The sequence below is a fragment of the Mycobacterium sp. E342 genome (assembly GCF_001667665.1).
Taxonomy (GTDB): Bacteria; Actinomycetota; Actinomycetes; order Mycobacteriales; family Mycobacteriaceae; genus Mycobacterium.
This window is the reverse complement of the sequence record NZ_LZJM01000168.1, coordinates 44,598-60,179: the sequence shown is the minus strand read 5'-3', so window position 1 is coordinate 60,179 and position 15,582 is coordinate 44,598. Positions and strand designations below refer to the sequence as shown.

Sequence of the window (15,582 nt, the reverse complement as noted above, 5' to 3'; positions counted from 1 at the left end):
CCATGTCCGACGACGCGTCCCCGGTCACCCCGGCCCGGTTGGCCCAGAACATCGTCTTCGAGCGACTCGCGCGCGTCGGGTTCGTCGTGAACGGGATCTTGCATCTGATCGTCGGCTACCTCGCCATCCGCGTCGCGTGCGGCGACGGCGGCACCGCTGATCAAACCGGTGCCCTGGCGACGTTGGCGGCCAAACCGGGCGGCCCGCTCGCGCTGTGGATCGCCACGGCCGCACTCCTGGCGATGGGCCTCTGGCGGCTTGTCGAAACCGCCCTCGGCCGATCGAGCGATCGGGAGTCGCAGCGTTCGTCGGACGCCTCCTCCCGGGCGAAGGCCCTTGGGCTGGCCGCGGTCTACCTCGCCTTCGCCTACTCCGCGTTCGGATTCGCCCGGGGCGCGGGGAGGCCCGCGGACCAACAGAATTCGAGCCTCAGCGCGCGCCTGATGGGGTCTGTGGGCGGCACCCTCGCGCTCATCGTCTGCGGCGTGGTCATCGTGGCGGTCGGTTGCTACCACGTCTACAAGGGCGCCAGCCGCAATTTCGTCGACGACCTGCAGGGCAAGTCGGGTGAGTTGGTGCGGCGGCTGGGCGTGGCGGGGTACGTCGGCAAAGGGGCCGTGATCACCCTGACCGGCGCGCTGGTGATCGTCGCCGCGTGTCGCTCAGAGCCGAAGAAGGCCACCGGGCTCGACGGCGCGCTGAAGACGCTCGGGTCTCAGCACTACGGGGCGGCGCTACTGATCTCCGCTGGTGTCGGGATCATCACCTACGGGCTGTACAGCTTCGTGATGGCCCGGTCGACGAAGATGTAGCTAGCGGTTCCGCAGTCGGTCCAGCGCCCCGCGCACGGCGTTCTCGGTCATCGACAGCGGCGTCATCATCGTCTCGCCCACCTTCACCATGCCGTCGATCCGGCCGACGATCGCCTCCACCGGCTCGACCAGGACGATCAGTCGCCTCGCCAGGTCGTCCAGCCGCGACAGCGTGCCGTCCAGGTGGTCCAGGCCGCTTTCCATGCGCTCGACCGTGGCGTTCAGGTTGGACAGGGAGGTGTTCAGCTCTTTCATCGTCGTGCTCAGGCCGTCGAGGACGTCTTCGACCTGCTCCACCGTCTTGTCGGCATTCAACGCAGCCTGGGTGAGAGTCTTGAGCCGGTTCCGCTCTTGCCCGCCGCGCACGGTTCTGTCTGCCATGACCGTCATTATCACCCGGGACAATCCGGGCCGGGGCTAGCTTGGCTTACCCGGCAGGGACGGCAGTTTGGCCGCGGCCTCCTCGTCCAGCAGCCACAGCGTCGTTTCCTGACCGATCGCCCCGGCGGCGGGCACCGAGACCGGCGGGGCGCCGCCGATCGCCGCGGCCACCGCGTCGGCCTTCGAGGCGCCGGACACCATCAGCCAGACCTCGCGCGACTGCTGAACGGCGGGCAGGGTCAAGGTGATTCGTTGGGGAGGCGGCTTGGGCGAGTCCTCGACCGGGACAACCATGCGGCTGGTTTCCAGCACGGCGGGGGTGTCCGGGAACAGGGAGTTGATGTGGCCCTCCGGGCCCATGCCCAGCAGGTGCACGTCGAAATTCGGAACCCGTTGGCCGGGGGCGGCATTGGCTGCCAGCAGCTGTTCGTAGGCCAGCGCCGCGGCCGCGAGGTCGGTGCCGAACTCGCCGTCGCTGGCCGGCATCGTGTGCACATGGCTGCACGGAATGTCGATCCGGTCCAGCAAGGCTGCGCGCGCCTGCTTGTCGTTGCGTTCGTCGTCGTCCTCGGGCACGTACCGTTCGTCACCCCAGAACAGGTGCACCTTGGGCCAGGCGATCTCGTGGCCCGCCAGGGACTCGAGCAACCCGATGCCGTTGCCGCCGCCGGTCAGCACGACGAGCGCTCGGTCACGGGCCGCCACGGCATCGCGGATGGTGCCGGCCAGTCGGTTGGCGGCGGCCTCGACCAGTGCCTGACTTTCGGGAAAAACTTCGATGATGGTGCTCACACGTACTGCACTTTCTCAATGCCTTCTAGCGCTGTCTGATAAATCTCGTCCGGGTCGAGCCGCCGCAGGTCTTCGGCGAGGCACTCGCCGGTTTCCCTGCGCGCCAAGGGGAGTAGGGCCTCCGGCTTGGCGCTGCGGCTCAGTGTCGCCGTCCTGCCCTCTTGGGGCCGGCTCAACACGATGGTCTCGCTCTTGCGGACCAGTTCCACCTTGAGCTCGCCGACCGCACGGCGCACCGGGCCGTCGATCCTGCTGGCCAGCCAGCCCGCGAGGATGTCAAGCGCGGGTTCGGCTTTCAGGCCGGACACCAGGGCCGACTCGATCGGCTCGTGCGGCGCCAGGTCGACGGCCGAGGTGAGCAGCGCACGCCAATAGGTGATGCGCGCCCACGCCAGGTCGGTGTCACCCGCGGTGTACCCGGACCGTCGGCTCCTGATCGCCGACAGCGGGTCGGTTGCGTTGGTGGCGTCCGTGATTCGCCGAATCGCCAACTTGCCCAACGGGTCTTTGGCTGGAGTCGCCGGGGCGATGTCCGGCCACCAGGCCACCACGGGAATGTCGGGAAGCAGGAACGGGGTCACGACGCTGGCGGCGTGCGAGGCAAGCGCCCCGGACAGGTTCAAGATCACCACCTCGGTGGCTCCGGTGTCCCCACCCGCGCGCAGCTGCGCGTCCAGGCGCGGCTCGTCGGCATACGGGTCGCCCCGCATGGTAACGATGATCCGGCTGGGATGCTCGTGGCTGGCGTTGTTGGCCGCCTCGAGCGACTCCTCGAGGATGGCGTCGCTGTCCGGCGCGACGATCAACGTCAGCACCCGGCCCATCGTCACGGCGCCGACCTTCTCCCGCAGTTCGTCGAGCTTCTTGTTGACCGCGGTGGTGGTGGTGTCGGGCATGTCGATAATCATCGGCGCCGTCCCCCACAAGTGGGTGGTACCCCCACCTCAGCATCACTGCGTTCTGCATCGTCGACGGCGCGGATCATCAGGGTCGCCGCCATTCGCGACCGGTCCGGCGCAGCATCTCGAACGACGACTCCGGACCCCACGTCCCCGCCTCGTAGGGCTCGGGCTTGCCGTTGGCCGCCCAGTTGTCGAGGACGGGATCCAATATTTGCCAAGCCAATTCGACCTCTTCGTTGACAGGGAACAACGACGGCTCGCCCAGCAACACATCCAGGATCAGCTGTTCGTAGGCCTCCGGCGACTCCTCGGCGAACGCCGAGCCGTAGGAGAAGTCCATGTTGACGTCGCGGACCTCCATCGCGGTGCCGGGCACCTTGGAACCGAATCGCAACGTGATGCCCTCGTCGGGCTGCACCCGGATGACCATGGCATTGGCGCCCAGCTCGTCGGTCATGGTGGCGTCGAACGGCAGGTGCGGGGCACGCTTGAAGACCAGCGCGATCTCGGTCACCCTGCGGCCCAGTCGTTTCCCGGTACGCAGGTAGAACGGCACGCCGGCCCAGCGGCGGGTGTCGACCTCCAGCGTGATCGCGGCGAACGTCTCGGTCGTGGAGTCCTTGGCGAACCCTTCCTCGTCCAGCAGACCCACGACCTTCTCGCCGCCCTGCCAGCCGCCGGCGTATTGCCCCCGGCTGGTGGTCTCGTCGAGCGGCTGGGCCAGCTGCGTCGCCGAAAGCACCTTGATCTTCTCCGTCTGCAATGCCGCCGGGTTGAAGCTGACCGGCTCCTCCATCGCGGTCAGCGCGAGCAACTGCATCAGGTGGTTCTGGATGACATCTCGGGCGGCGCCGATACCGTCGTAATAGCCGGCGCGCCCTCCCAATCCGATGTCCTCGGCCATGGTGATCTGCACGTGGTCGACGTAATGTGCGTTCCAGATCGGGTCGAACAACTGATTGGCGAACCGCAACGCCAGGATGTTGCGGACGGTCTCCTTGCCCAGATAGTGGTCGATGCGGAACACGGCCTCTTCGGGGAAGACGGCGTTGACCGCATGGTTCAGGGCCTGCGCGCTCTCCAGGTCGTGCCCGAACGGCTTCTCGATGACGACGCGGCTCCATCGATCGCCCTGCGGGCGGGCCAACCCGGACCTGTGCAGTTGGTCGCACACCACCGGAAACGACTTCGGCGGGATGGCCAGGTAGAACGCGTGGTTGCCGCCGGTGCCGCGTTCGGCGTCCAGCTTGTCCAGGGTTTCGGCCAGCCGGCTGAACGACTCGTCGTCGTCGAAAGAGCCCGGCACGAAACGGAATCCCTCGGCCAGCCGCTCCCAGTTCTCCTCCCGGAACGGCGTGCGGCAGTGCTCCTTGACGGCCTGGTAGACGACCTTGCGGAAGTCCTGCGTTTCCCAGTCCCGGCGGGCGAAGCCCACCAGGGAGAAGCTCGGCGGCAGCAGCCCGCGGTTGGCCAGGTCGTAGATGGCCGGCATCACCTTCTTGCGGGCGAGGTCACCGGTGACGCCGAAGATCACCATGCCGCAGGGGCCGGCGATCCTCGGCAGCCGCTTGTCGCGCTTGTCCCGTAAGGGGTTATGCCATGGTGCAGCGGTACGGGCGGGACTCATTTGGAGGCGGAACCCAGCTGCTTCTGCGTCTCCTCCAGCAGCTCGGTCCACGACTCCACGAACTTCTCCACGCCCTCTTTCTCCAGCACCACGAACACGTCGGTGAGGTCGATCCCGACCCCGGCCAGCTTGTCGAACACCTCTTGCGCGGCCGACGCGGTACCGGTGACCGTGTCACCGGTGATCTCGCCGTGATCGGCGACGGCGTCAATGGTCTTCTCCGGCATGGTGTTCACGGTGTTCGGCGCGACCAGCTCGGTGACGTAGAGGGTATCGGAGTAGTCGGGGTTCTTGACCCCGGTCGATGCCCACAGCGGGCGCTGCACGCGGGCCCCGTCGCCCTTGAGCGCCTCGAAGCGATCGCCGCCCTCGAACACCTCCTGGTAGGCGGCATAGGCGAGCCGGGCGTTGGCCACCCCGGCCTGGCCGCGCAGCGCGAGCGCCTCCTCGGAGCCGATCTTCTCCAGTCGCTTGTCGACCTCGGTGTCCACCCGGGACACGAAAAACGATGCCACGGAATGGATCTTGGACAGGTCGTGTCCCGCCTCGCGCGCCTTCTCCAGGCCGGCCAGGTAGGCGTCCATCACCTGGCGGTGCCGCTCGACCGAGAAGATGAGCGTGACGTTGACCGAAATCCCTTCGGCGAGAACGGCGGTGATGGCCGGAATGCCGGCCTTGGTCGCCGGGATCTTGATGTACGCGTTCGGCCGGTCGACGATCTTCCACAGCTCGACGGCCTGCGCGATGGTCTTGTCGGTCTCGGCCGCCAGGCGCGGATCCACCTCGATGGACACCCGACCGTCGACGCCGTCGGACGCTTCCCATTGTGGCCGCAGCACGTCGCACGCGCTGCGGACATCGTCGGTGGTGACGGTGCGGATGGTGGCGTCCACGTCGGCGCCCCGCTCGGCGAGCTCGGCGATCTGACCGTCGTACGTGTCGCCCTCAGCGAACGCCTTCTGGAAGATCGACGGGTTCGTGGTCACTCCGACAACGCTTTTGGTGTCGATCAGCTCCTGCAGGTTGCCCGACTGCAGCCGCTGACGCGACAGGTCATCCAGCCACACGGAAACTCCCGCGGCGCTGAGCGCGGCGAGGTTAGGGTTCTGAGTCATGTGAATCACCCTTTCTCAGTTGTCCACTACCTGTTCCGCGGCGGCCGCGACGGCTTCTGCGGTGAAACCGAATTCACGGAACAAAGTCTTGTAGTCGGCGGATTCGCCGTAGTGCTCGATCGACACGATCCGGCCGGTGTCGCCGACGAGCTTGTGCCAGGACTGTGCGACGCCGGCCTCGACGGCCACCCGGGCCGACACCGAGGGAGGCAGCACGCTGTCGCGGTAGTCCTCGGGCTGCGACTCGAACCATTCCACGCACGGCATGGACACCACTCGCGCGACAATGTCCTTGTCGGCCAACAACTTCTGCGCCTCCACCGCGAGCTGAACCTCGGATCCGGTGGCGATCAACACGACGTCGGGATCCTCGGTGCCTTCGTCGCCGAGGATGTAGCCGCCCCGGGCCACCCCGTCGGCGTTGGTGCCCTCCAGCACCGGCACGCCCTGCCGGGTCAGGATCAGCCCGACCGGGCCGCTGCCGTTGCCGCGGGCCAGGATCGTGCGCCAGGCGAAGGCGGTCTCGTTGGCGTCGGCCGGACGCACCACCGACAGCTTGGGGATGGCACGCAGCGCCGCGAGGTGCTCGATCGGCTGGTGGGTCGGGCCGTCCTCGCCGAGCCCGATCGAGTCGTGCGTCCACACGTAGATGGTGTCGATGTCCATCAGCGCGGCCAGCCGCACCGCCGGGCGCATGTAGTCGGAGAACTGCAGGAAGGTGCCGCCGTAGGCCCGGGTCGGACCGTGCAGCACGATGCCGGACAGGATCGCCCCCATCGCGTGCTCGCGCACGCCGAAATGCAGCGTGCGGCCGTACCAGTGGGCGGTGTAGTCCTTCGTCGAAATCGACGGCGGCCCAAAGGAATCAACACCCTTCATGGTGGTGTTGTTGCTGCCCGCCAGGTCGGCGGAACCGCCCCACAACTCGGGCAGTTTCGGTCCGAGCGCGGACAGCACCTCACCCGAGGCGGCGCGGGTGGCCAGTGCCTTGGACCCCGGCTCCCAATGCGGGATGTCGGCGTCCCAGCCGTCGGGCAGCTCCTCGGCGGTCAACCGGTCCAGCAGCGCCTTGCGCTCGGATTCGCGCTGCGCCCACGCGTCGAAGTCGGCCTGCCACTTCTCGTGCGCTTCCTTGCCCCGGTTCACCAGCTTGCGGGCGTGGGCGATGACCTCGTCGCGCACCTCGAACGTCTTGTTGGGGTCGAAGCCGAGGATCTCCTTGACGGCCGCGACTTCCTCGTCGCCCAGCGCCGCGCCGTGCGCCTTGCCGGTGTTCATCAGTTTTGGCGCCGGGTAGCCGATGATCGTGCGCAACTCGATGAACGACGGCCGGTCGGTGACGGCCTTGGCGTTGGCGATGGCCTCCTCGATGCCGACCACGTTCTCGCCGCCTTCGACCCGCTGCACGTGCCAGCCGTAGGCCTCGTAGCGCGCGGCGGTGTCCTCACACAGCGCGATGTTGGTGTCGTCCTCGATCGAGATCTGGTTGTGGTCATAGAAGACGATCAGGTTGCCCAGCTGCTGCACGGCCGCCAGCGACGAGGCCTCGGAGGTGACGCCCTCCTCGATGTCGCCGTCGGAGGCGATCACGTAGATGAAGTGGTCGAAGGGGCTGGCGCCCGGGGCGGCGTCGGGGTCGAACAGGCCGCGCTCGTAACGCGACGCCATCGCCATGCCCACGGCCGAGGCCAGACCCTGGCCCAGCGGGCCGGTGGTGATCTCAACGCCCTTGGTGTGCCGGAACTCCGGGTGCCCGGGCGTCTTGGATCCCCACGTGCGCAGTGACTCGATGTCGGACAGCTCCAGGCCGAACCCGCCCAGGTACAGCTGGATGTACAGCGTCAGGCTGCTGTGACCACATGACAGCACGAACCGGTCGCGGCCCAGCCAGTAGGTGTCGCTGGGGTCGTGTCGCATCGTTCGCTGGAACAGCGTGTAGGCCAGGGGAGCCAGGCTCATCGCCGTTCCGGGATGTCCGTTGCCGACCTTTTGGACCGCGTCGGCGGCCAGCACCCGGATCGTGTCGACGGCGGCCGAGTCGAGCTCGGACCAGTCGTCGGGGAGGTGCGGTTGGGTCAGCGTAGAGATCTCTTCGAGTGTGGTCACAGACTCAGTCCTAAGGGTCATCGAGCTGATCAATCCCACCCTAGTGCGGGATGGCCGGCTCTTGCAGTGCAGGTTTCGGGTACCCGCCGCCGGCTGGTGTGAAAATTACGCGGTGGCCGCCCACCCGTAACATTCAGTTCGGAAATCTGGGAGAAGTCTGGGTGAATGGACCCTGCGGGGGGGCCATCGGCGCCCCGCGGTCTACCATCGTGCGTAGTAGATGCTGCGCGCTGCTGCGACCCCAAGGAGTTATTGCGTGAGCGTTCGCGGGCGCGTCGCCCCGAGCCGAATACCGAGCCGAGTTCAAGGCACGGTGCTGGCGTATTTGGCGCTGACCAAGCCGCGGGTCATCGAACTGTTGCTGGTGACCGCGATCCCCGCCATGCTGCTCGCCCACCGCGGTGCGGTGAACCCGCTGCTGATCCTCAACACGTTGATCGGCGGGATGCTGGCCGCGGGGGGAGCCAACACGCTCAACTGCGTGGCCGACGCGGACATCGACAAGGTGATGAAGCGCACCGCGCGCCGGCCGCTGGCCCGCGCCGCGGTGCCGACACGCAACGCGTTGATCCTGGGCCTGGCGCTCACCGTGGGTTCCTTCTTCTGGCTGTGGTGGACGACGAACCTGTTGTCGGGTCTGCTGGCGCTCGCCACGATCGCCTTCTACGTGTTCGTCTACACGCTGCTGCTCAAGCGCCGCACCTCGCAGAACGTCGTGTGGGGCGGAGCGGCCGGCTGCATGCCGGTGATGATCGGCTGGTCGGCCGTCACCGGCACCATCGGCTGGCCGGCGCTGGTGATGTTCGCGGTGATCTTCTTCTGGACGCCGCCGCACACCTGGGCGCTGGCGATGCGGTACAAGGACGACTACAAGGCCGCCGGCGTCCCGATGCTGCCCGCCGTGGCGACCGAGCGTGAGGTCACCAAGCAGATCCTCATCTACACCTGGCTGACGGTGTTGTCGACGCTGGCGCTGGCCCTGGCCACCGGCTGGCTGTACGCGGCGGTCGCGGTCGCCGCCGGGGTGTGGTTCCTGGCGATGGCCCACCAGCTGTACGCCGGTGTTCGCGCCGGCGAGCCCGTCAAGCCGTTGCGGTTGTTCCTGCAATCGAACAACTATCTCGCGGTGGTCTTCTGCGCGTTGGCGGTCGACTCGGTGATCGCGCTGCCGCACCTGTTCTGACGCGCGTCCAGGCGCCCGTCGCAGCGGCGCCACGCGGGGACGGACGTTCCTCCCGCGCAGAGGCCGATGGGGCAGATGTGATCTCATCCGGGCCACTGAGGTTGCACCGAACCGCTCCAGTGGACCCGTTCAGTGGACCCGTTCAGTGGACCCGTTCAGTGGACCTTAGTCACAACCCGGCTGCCGAAGGGCTCGGATCGCGCACAAAAGGTTCTCGTCGTTTCACCCACACGCGACGATGAGACGACGAGCACATCTCCGGGTGTTCCGTCGGCTGTCAAGCCGCCGCAACGAGTTCGGGGAGGGGATTACCACAATGAAGCCGGTCACTATCGACCCGCGCTCGCACGATGCGGTGATCTTCGATCTCGACGGCTTGATCGGGCCAGGCGCCGACGACTCGGCATTGGAGTCGGCTGTTGCGCTGGCACAGAAGTTGCGGGCGGTCGGGGTCGCGACGGCCGCCTATTCCCTGGCTGCGCAGCCCGGACAGGCGATGGCAGCGGCTCGGATCGCGAAAGCGTTCACCGTCTGGTTCGACCGTGCCCCAGGAGTACCCGAAGTCCCCCCGCTGCCGGACCCGACGATTTTGTTGGCGGCCGCCCGCAAGTTGGAGGCGGCCCCGCTGCGGTCGGTGGTCGTCGACGGTGCCGATTCCGGGGTGGAAGCCGCACGCGAAGGTGGCTTCGCGTTCGTCATCGGTGTCGGGCGGGGCAGGCAAGCCGACAAGCTCGTGCGTTGCGGCGCCGACGTCGTCGTACCCGATCTCGCTTACGTCGACGTCACCACGGGTGGCAAACGCATGTCACAGCGTCCGAACGCGCTGGACTCGTACGGTCAAGTCATCGGTATTGTCGCCGGCCGGCAGCCATTCATCTGCCTGGATTACGACGGCACGTTGTCCGAGATCGTGCCGGACCCCGACACCGCCAAGCTTGTCGAGGGCGCAGCCGAGGCGCTCGCGCATCTGGCGAAGCAGTGCCCGGTCGCGATACTGTCCGGCCGGGATCTGGCGGATATCCGCGCCCGGGTCGGAGTGCCGGGAATCTGGTATGCGGGCAGCCACGGCTTCGAGTTGATCGCACCCGACGGCAGCCACCACCAATACGAGGCGGCGGGCGCCGCGGCCGGCGCGCTCGAGAACGCCGCGGACGACCTTCGCGGCGAACTGAGCCGGATCCCGGGAGCGCGCCTCGAACACAAGCGGTTCGCAATCGCGGTGCACTATCGCAACGTCGCACCCGACCGCGTGGCCGAGGTGGTCGCGGCGGTACGCCGGCGAGGTCTGCGGCCTGGCTTGAGGTTGACGACCGGTCGCAAGGTCGTCGAGTTGCGGCCGGATATCGGCTGGGACAAGGGCACCGCCCTCACCTGGATCCGCGATCGCATCTTTGACACGGAACGGGTGCTGCCTATTTATATCGGTGGTGACACTACCGATGAGGATGCGTTCGATGCAGTTCGCTTCAGCGGCATCGGGATACTAATCCGGCACGACGAAGATGGCGACCGGCCGACCGCTGCCAGCTTTACGCTGAGAAGCCCCACCGAAGTCCGCGAGTTCGTCCAGCGCGGCAGCAGATGGCTGGCATATGAGCGCGAAACGCACAGTCGTGCTTGGACTCTCACGTTCGAGGGTTATGACCCGCCCAGCGAAAAGCTGCGCGAAGCGCTGTGCACAGTCGGTAATGGTTACTTCGCCACCCGCGGGGCCGCGCCGGAATCGAGGGCCGGGCAGATTCATTACCCGGGAACGTACGCGGGTGGCGTGTACAACCGGCTTGACGACCTGATCAGCGGAACCCGGGCAGAACACGAAAGCCTGGTGAATCTGCCCAACTGGCTTCCGCTCACCTTTCGCATCAACGACGGCGACTGGTTCGACGTCGACGAGGTGAAATTGCTGTCCTACCGACAAACCCTTGACCTTCGTAGCGCGGTGCTGAAGCGCGAACTGCGTTTCCGCGACGGGGCCGGCCGCACTACCTCAGTGATACAGCAGCGGTTCGTAGCGATGCACGTCGTACACGTGGCCGCGATGGAAACCACGATCGTGGCCGAGGACTGGTCGGGCACTATCGAATTCCGGTCGACGATCGACGGGAACGTCCGCAATTCGGGGGTGGAGCGTTATCGAGACTTGGCCAGCAATCACCTGCAGGGACTGGAAAAGGGTGTGCTGTCGGAAAACTCGGTGCTGATGACCGTCGAGACCACCCAATCGAAGATCCCGGTCGCGCTGGCCGTGCGGACCAGCATCTGGCACGGTGACGCGCCGGCGCCCGCAACCTATCGGCTACTCGACGAAGAATTCGAGATCGGCCATCAGATCTTCACCGACCTGCGAGAGGGTCAGACGCTGACCGTGGAGAAGGTCGTCGTCCTGGTGACCGGGCGTGATGTTGCCACCTCCCATCCGGCCACCGGCGCCGAACGCAGGCTCGGCCGCCAGCCGCGATACGCCGGGATATGTGACGCCCACAAGACCGCCTGGGCGCATCTGTGGGAACGCCTGTCCTTTGAATTCGGCGACCACGCCGAGCACTTGCGCGTCCTGCGCCTACACCTGCTGCACCTGCTGCAGACGGTGTCATACAACAGCGAGGAACTCGACGTTGGGGTTCCAGCCCGCGGGCTGCATGGCGAGGCATACCGCGGGCACATTTTCTGGGACGAGCTGTTCATCTTCCAGGTACTGAACCTCAGAGTGCCCACGGTCACCCGATCGCTGCTGCGCTACCGATATCGCCGCCTGATGGAGGCGCGCCGCCTCGCCAAGCTGGCCGGTTACCGTGGCGCGATGTACCCGTGGCAGTCCGGCAGCGATGGGCGCGAGGAAAGCCCGGAGCGACACCTGAACCCGCGGTCCGGCCGGTGGCTGCCCGATCCCAGTCATCGCGCGCACCACATCGGCGTCGCCGTCGCCTACAACGTGTGGCAGTTCTACCAAGCCACCGGCGATCTGGCGTACCTGATCGACTACGGGACCGAGATGCTCGCCGAGATAGCCCGGTTCTGGGTGAGCAGGGCCACTTACGACTCCGACCGAGATCGGTACAGCATCAAAGGGGTCATCGGACCCGACGAATTCCATGCAGGCTACCCGGACCGGCCGTATGAGGGGGTAGACAACAACGCGTATACGAACGTGATGGCGGCCTGGGTGATCCTGCGGGCTATCGACGCGCTCGAGCTGATGCCGCTGCCCAACCGGTTGGATTTGCGCGAGAAGCTGGAACTGACCGACGACGAGCTGACCCAGTGGGACCACGTCAGCCGGCGAATGTTCGTCCCGTTCCACGACGGCATCATCAGCCAGTTCGAAGGATATGAGGAACTGGCGGAACTGGATTGGGATGCCTACCGGCAGCGCTACGGCAACATTCAGCGCCTCGACCGCATTCTTGAAGCCGAGGATGACGACGTCAACCGATACCAAGCGTCCAAGCAGGCCGACGCGCTGATGCTGCTCTACCTGCTGTCATCGGACGAACTGCGTGAGCTGCTAAGCCGGCTCGGCTACCACCTGGCCCCCGCCAAGATCCCCGAGATGGTGGACTACTACCTGGCCCGCACCTCAGACGGGTCGACATTGAGTGCGGTCGTCCACGCATGGGTGCTGGCCCGGGCCAATCGCGATCGCGCGCTGGAGTTCTTCCAAAAAGCGCTCGCATCCGATATCTCCGACATCCAGGGCGGCACCACTTCCGAAGGTGTTCACCTGGCCGCGATGGCCGGCAGCGTCGACTTCGTGCAGCGGTGCTTCACCGGTCTGGAGATCCGTAGTAATCGCATCGTACTGTCTCCGCAATGGCCGGAATACCTTGGGCCACTAGGCTTTCCAATTCATTACCGAGGCAGCCACCTGCACGTGCGGGTCAGCGGTAAGGGTGCGGAGATCAGCGTCGACCCGCGCGATGTCCCACCGGTCGAAGTCGAGTGCCGCGGACGAGTGGAACGGTTGATGCCGGGCAGCGTCGTTCGATTCACCTGAATGCCTATGGCACCAGCACGACCGAGCCCATGGTCTTGCGGCCCTGCAGGTCCTGATGGGCGCGCGTGGCTTCCGCGAGCGGATAGCGCCCGCCGACTTCGACGGTGATGGCCCCGCCGGCGATCGCGTCGAACAATTCCTCGGCCCGCCAGCTGAATTCCTGGCCGGTGCGGATGAAGTGCGCCAGCGACGGCCGGGTCAGGAACACCGAGCCCGCGGCGTTGAGGCGCTGCGGGTCGAATGGCGGAACGGGCCCGCTGGCCGCTCCGAACAGCGCCAGCGTCCCCCGCACCGCCAGGCTGGCCAGGCTGGCGTCGAACGTCGTGGCGCCCACGCCGTCGTACACGGCCTCGACGCCGGCCCCGTCGGTGAGCTCGCGAATCTGCCGGCCGAACTCTTCCGCGTCCTCGGGGTAGGACAGCACCTCGTCGGCGCCGGCCCGCCTGGACAGCCGCGCCTTCTCCGGCGTGGATACCGTCGTGATGACCCGAGCGCCGAGCAGATGAGCCCACTGCGTCAGGATCAACCCGACCCCGCCCGCGCCGGCGTGCACCAGAACTGTGTCGCCGGCCTGCACGGGATAGACCGAGTGCAGCAGGTAGTGCGCGGTCAGGCCCTTCAGCAGCACCGACGCCGCCACGTCGGAACTCACCTCGTCCGGCACGTGTGCAGTCGAAAACGCCGGGGCCGTGGCGTACTCGGCGTAACCCCCGGACGCCGACGCGCTGACCACCCGGTCACCGATGCTGAAGCCGTCCGCGCCGTCACCGATCGCGGCGACGGTGCCGCACAGCTCCGAACCGAGGATGAACGGCAGCTCGCGCGGGTACTGGCCCGAGCGGAAGTAGGTGTCTATGTAGTTGACGCCGATGGCCTCGGCCTTGATCAGCACCTCGCCGGGACCGGGCGCCGGTTCTGGCGCGTCGACGTAGCGCAGCACCTCGGGGCCGCCGGTTTCGCTGACTTCGATTGCGTGCATGTGCTTATCATGCCCGGGCCATGAAACTCGCCCGCCCGGACATCTTCCATCCCCGCATCGTGCTGGCGGGGCCCGGCGACGATCCCGAGGACGCCGGCCTGGTCCCCGCGCTGCGCGCCCGCGGACTCCACGCCCGCCGGCTGGAGTGGGACGACCCCGATACCCTGCGCGCCGACCTGGTCATCCTGCGCGCGACCGCGGCGGAGCAACGGCTCGACGACTTCCTGACCTGGACACGGCGGGTGCGCCACCTGCTCAACCCGCCCGACGCGGTCGCCTGGAACCTCGATGAGCGGTATCTGCGCGACCTCGAGAACGACGGGGTCCCGACCCGGCCGGGCGGGACGGCGCAGGCGGCGCTGATCTTCTTGGGCGGCAAGCAGTCACACGCCTGGCCGGTAGACCCGGAGTTCGAATCGTGGGACCTCGGCTACGCCGCGCTCGCCTCGGCCGCCGACCGGTCCGGGATCGATCCGCGCGAGCTGTTGTACGCGCGCGCCGACGTGAGCGGTGAAGCGCTGGTGCGGCTTGACCTCGTCGCGCCGTCGCTGGGCTGGCAGCACGTGGACGCCGCCACCCGCGAGCGCGCCGAGCACGACTTCGCGCTCGCCGTGGAGTCAGCCTGCGAGCGGCTCGGGCTCGGCCCGCTCTCGCGACCGTTCCCGCATGGAGGCCCATAGCGCCGCGGTCGCTGCGGTACACGCCGCGGCACCGGCCACGTGCAGCGCGACCAGGGCGGCGGGCACCCCGGTGAAGTACTGGGCCGTGCCGACGGCGGCCTGCGCGCACACCAGCGCGAGCAGCACGATCAGCCGCCGCAGGATCGGCCGCGCGGCGTGCACGGCCAGCAGCCCGAAGCCGAGCCCGACCAGCAGGGCGAGGTAGGCGACCAGCAGCGAGGAATGCGCGTGCACCAGGGTGTCGACCGCGATCTCGAGCCGGGGCACAGTCCGGGTGGGGCTGCGGTCGCCCGCGTGCGGGCCGGCGGCCGTCACCAGCGTGCCGGTGACCAGCACCACCGCCAGATCCACGCCGATCAGCGCCGTCAGCCCGCGCAGCTGCACGGGCACCCGCCGCTGCGGCACCCCGTCGTCGGGCTCGCCGATCTTGACATAGAGCAACACCGACAGCCACACCATCGTCATCGAGGTCAACAGGTGGATGGCCACCGTCCACCACAGCAGCCCGGTGCGCACGGTGATGCCGCCGATCACCGCCTGCACCACCGTCGACACCGGCATCAGCCACGCATAGATCAGGACTTCCCGGCGTCGCCGGGCCCGGGTCACGGCGAGCACGGCCAGCGCCGCCGCGACGACCACCGCGAAGGTGATCATGCGGTTGCCGAACTCGACCGCCTGGTGGATGCGCGGCACCTCGGCGTGCGCGACCGGGGTGAAGCTGCCCGGAAAGCACTGCGGCCAGGTGGGACAACCTAACCCCGACGCGGTGACGCGGACTATCGCCCCGGTGACGGCGATGCCGCCCTGCGTCAGGATGACGGCCGCGGCGACGAGGCGCTGGACGCGCACACTCGGGTTGGGGAGCAGGTCCACCAACCGCATCAGCGTTCGTCCGAGCATGGCCCGATGGTAGGCCAACGAAAACTACGTCCTGTAGTAAGGCCTGGCGCCGCCGAGATTGCCTTGGTGGCCGTGCCCGCGGCGCCATCCGCGACCGTGGCGGCAATC

Annotated in this window: 12 protein-coding genes; 4 read left to right on the top strand and 8 right to left on the bottom strand. The window is 67.5% G+C overall.

The features are described 5' to 3' along the window. Positions 1–2: 2 nt before the first annotated feature. On the top strand, positions 3–812 hold the full coding sequence (locus tag A5692_RS12185; protein ID WP_068056252.1) for a DUF1206 domain-containing protein: 810 nt from the start codon (positions 3–5) through the stop codon (positions 810–812). On the opposite strand, the gene A5692_RS12180 is transcribed toward A5692_RS12185, so the two are convergent. The 6 genes from A5692_RS12180 to tkt form a co-directional block, all read right to left on the bottom strand. Further along, on the bottom strand, positions 813–1,202 hold the full coding sequence (locus A5692_RS12180) for an ATPase (RefSeq protein WP_068056248.1): 390 nt from the start codon (positions 1,200–1,202) through the stop codon (positions 813–815). Positions 1,203–1,229: 27 nt separating this feature from the next. Continuing rightward, positions 1,230–1,985 (bottom strand): 6-phosphogluconolactonase, encoded by a 756-nt coding sequence (gene pgl, locus A5692_RS12175; RefSeq protein WP_068056246.1) that lies wholly within the window; start codon positions 1,983–1,985, stop codon positions 1,230–1,232. Then, positions 1,982–2,893, bottom strand: a complete 912-nt coding sequence (opcA, locus tag A5692_RS12170) for a glucose-6-phosphate dehydrogenase assembly protein OpcA (protein ID WP_068056244.1) — start codon at positions 2,891–2,893, stop codon at positions 1,982–1,984. The genes pgl and opcA overlap by 4 nt, the downstream gene beginning before the upstream one ends. 76 nt (positions 2,894–2,969) lie before the next feature. Further along, positions 2,970–4,514: a glucose-6-phosphate dehydrogenase gene (gene zwf, locus A5692_RS12165; RefSeq protein ID WP_068056242.1), complete on the bottom strand. Its 1,545-nt coding sequence runs from the start codon at positions 4,512–4,514 to the stop codon at positions 2,970–2,972. Then, positions 4,511–5,629 (bottom strand): transaldolase, encoded by a 1,119-nt coding sequence (tal, locus tag A5692_RS12160; protein WP_068056240.1) that lies wholly within the window; start codon positions 5,627–5,629, stop codon positions 4,511–4,513. The genes zwf and tal overlap by 4 nt, the downstream gene beginning before the upstream one ends. Positions 5,630–5,644: 15 nt before the next feature. Then, positions 5,645–7,735 (bottom strand): transketolase, encoded by a 2,091-nt coding sequence (gene tkt, locus A5692_RS12155; protein WP_068056239.1) that lies wholly within the window; start codon positions 7,733–7,735, stop codon positions 5,645–5,647. Positions 7,736–7,991: 256 nt separating this feature from the next. On the opposite strand from tkt, the gene A5692_RS12150 reads away from it, so the two are divergent. Together A5692_RS12150 and otsB are read left to right on the top strand one after the other, a co-directional pair. Then, complete coding sequence (locus A5692_RS12150) at positions 7,992–8,918, top strand: heme o synthase (protein WP_068056238.1); 927 nt, start codon at positions 7,992–7,994, stop codon at positions 8,916–8,918. Between the two features lie 316 nt (positions 8,919–9,234). After that, on the top strand, positions 9,235–12,912 hold the full coding sequence (gene otsB / locus A5692_RS12145; protein ID WP_068056236.1) for a trehalose-phosphatase: 3,678 nt from the start codon (positions 9,235–9,237) through the stop codon (positions 12,910–12,912). A gap of 4 nt (positions 12,913–12,916) precedes the next feature. Here the strand turns inward: otsB and A5692_RS12140 are convergent, their stop codons facing one another. Then, a complete protein-coding gene (locus tag A5692_RS12140) occupies positions 12,917–13,891 on the bottom strand; it encodes a quinone oxidoreductase (protein WP_068056234.1) in 975 nt (324 codons plus the stop codon). A 20-nt stretch (positions 13,892–13,911) separates the two neighbouring features. Between A5692_RS12140 and A5692_RS12135 the strand changes: the two genes are divergently transcribed. Beyond that, positions 13,912–14,571 carry a hypothetical protein gene (locus tag A5692_RS12135; RefSeq protein WP_068056232.1) on the top strand — a complete coding sequence of 220 codons (660 nt, stop codon included), beginning with the start codon at positions 13,912–13,914 and terminating at the stop codon, positions 14,569–14,571. On the opposite strand, the gene A5692_RS12130 is transcribed toward A5692_RS12135, so the two are convergent. Next, entirely contained in the window at positions 14,509–15,474 is a 966-nt protein-coding gene (locus A5692_RS12130) for a heme A synthase (RefSeq protein WP_068056231.1), read from the bottom strand. The genes A5692_RS12135 and A5692_RS12130 overlap by 63 nt on opposite strands. Positions 15,475–15,582 lie beyond the last annotated feature (108 nt).

Coding starts and splice junctions, on each gene's coding strand:
- A5692_RS12185 (WP_068056252.1), top strand. CDS start 3: ATGTCCGACGACGCGTCCCCGGTCACCCCGGCCCGGTTGGCCCAGAAC.
- A5692_RS12180 (WP_068056248.1), bottom strand. CDS start 1,202: ATGACGGTCATGGCAGACAGAACCGTGCGCGGCGGGCAAGAGCGGAAC.
- opcA (WP_068056244.1), bottom strand. CDS start 2,893: ATGATTATCGACATGCCCGACACCACCACCACCGCGGTCAACAAGAAG.
- zwf (WP_068056242.1), bottom strand. CDS start 4,514: ATGAGTCCCGCCCGTACCGCTGCACCATGGCATAACCCCTTACGGGAC.
- tal (WP_068056240.1), bottom strand. CDS start 5,629: ATGACTCAGAACCCTAACCTCGCCGCGCTCAGCGCCGCGGGAGTTTCC.
- otsB (WP_068056236.1), top strand. CDS start 9,235: ATGAAGCCGGTCACTATCGACCCGCGCTCGCACGATGCGGTGATCTTC.
- A5692_RS12140 (WP_068056234.1), bottom strand. CDS start 13,891: ATGCACGCAATCGAAGTCAGCGAAACCGGCGGCCCCGAGGTGCTGCGC.
- A5692_RS12135 (WP_068056232.1), top strand. CDS start 13,912: ATGAAACTCGCCCGCCCGGACATCTTCCATCCCCGCATCGTGCTGGCG.
- A5692_RS12130 (WP_068056231.1), bottom strand. CDS start 15,474: ATGCTCGGACGAACGCTGATGCGGTTGGTGGACCTGCTCCCCAACCCG.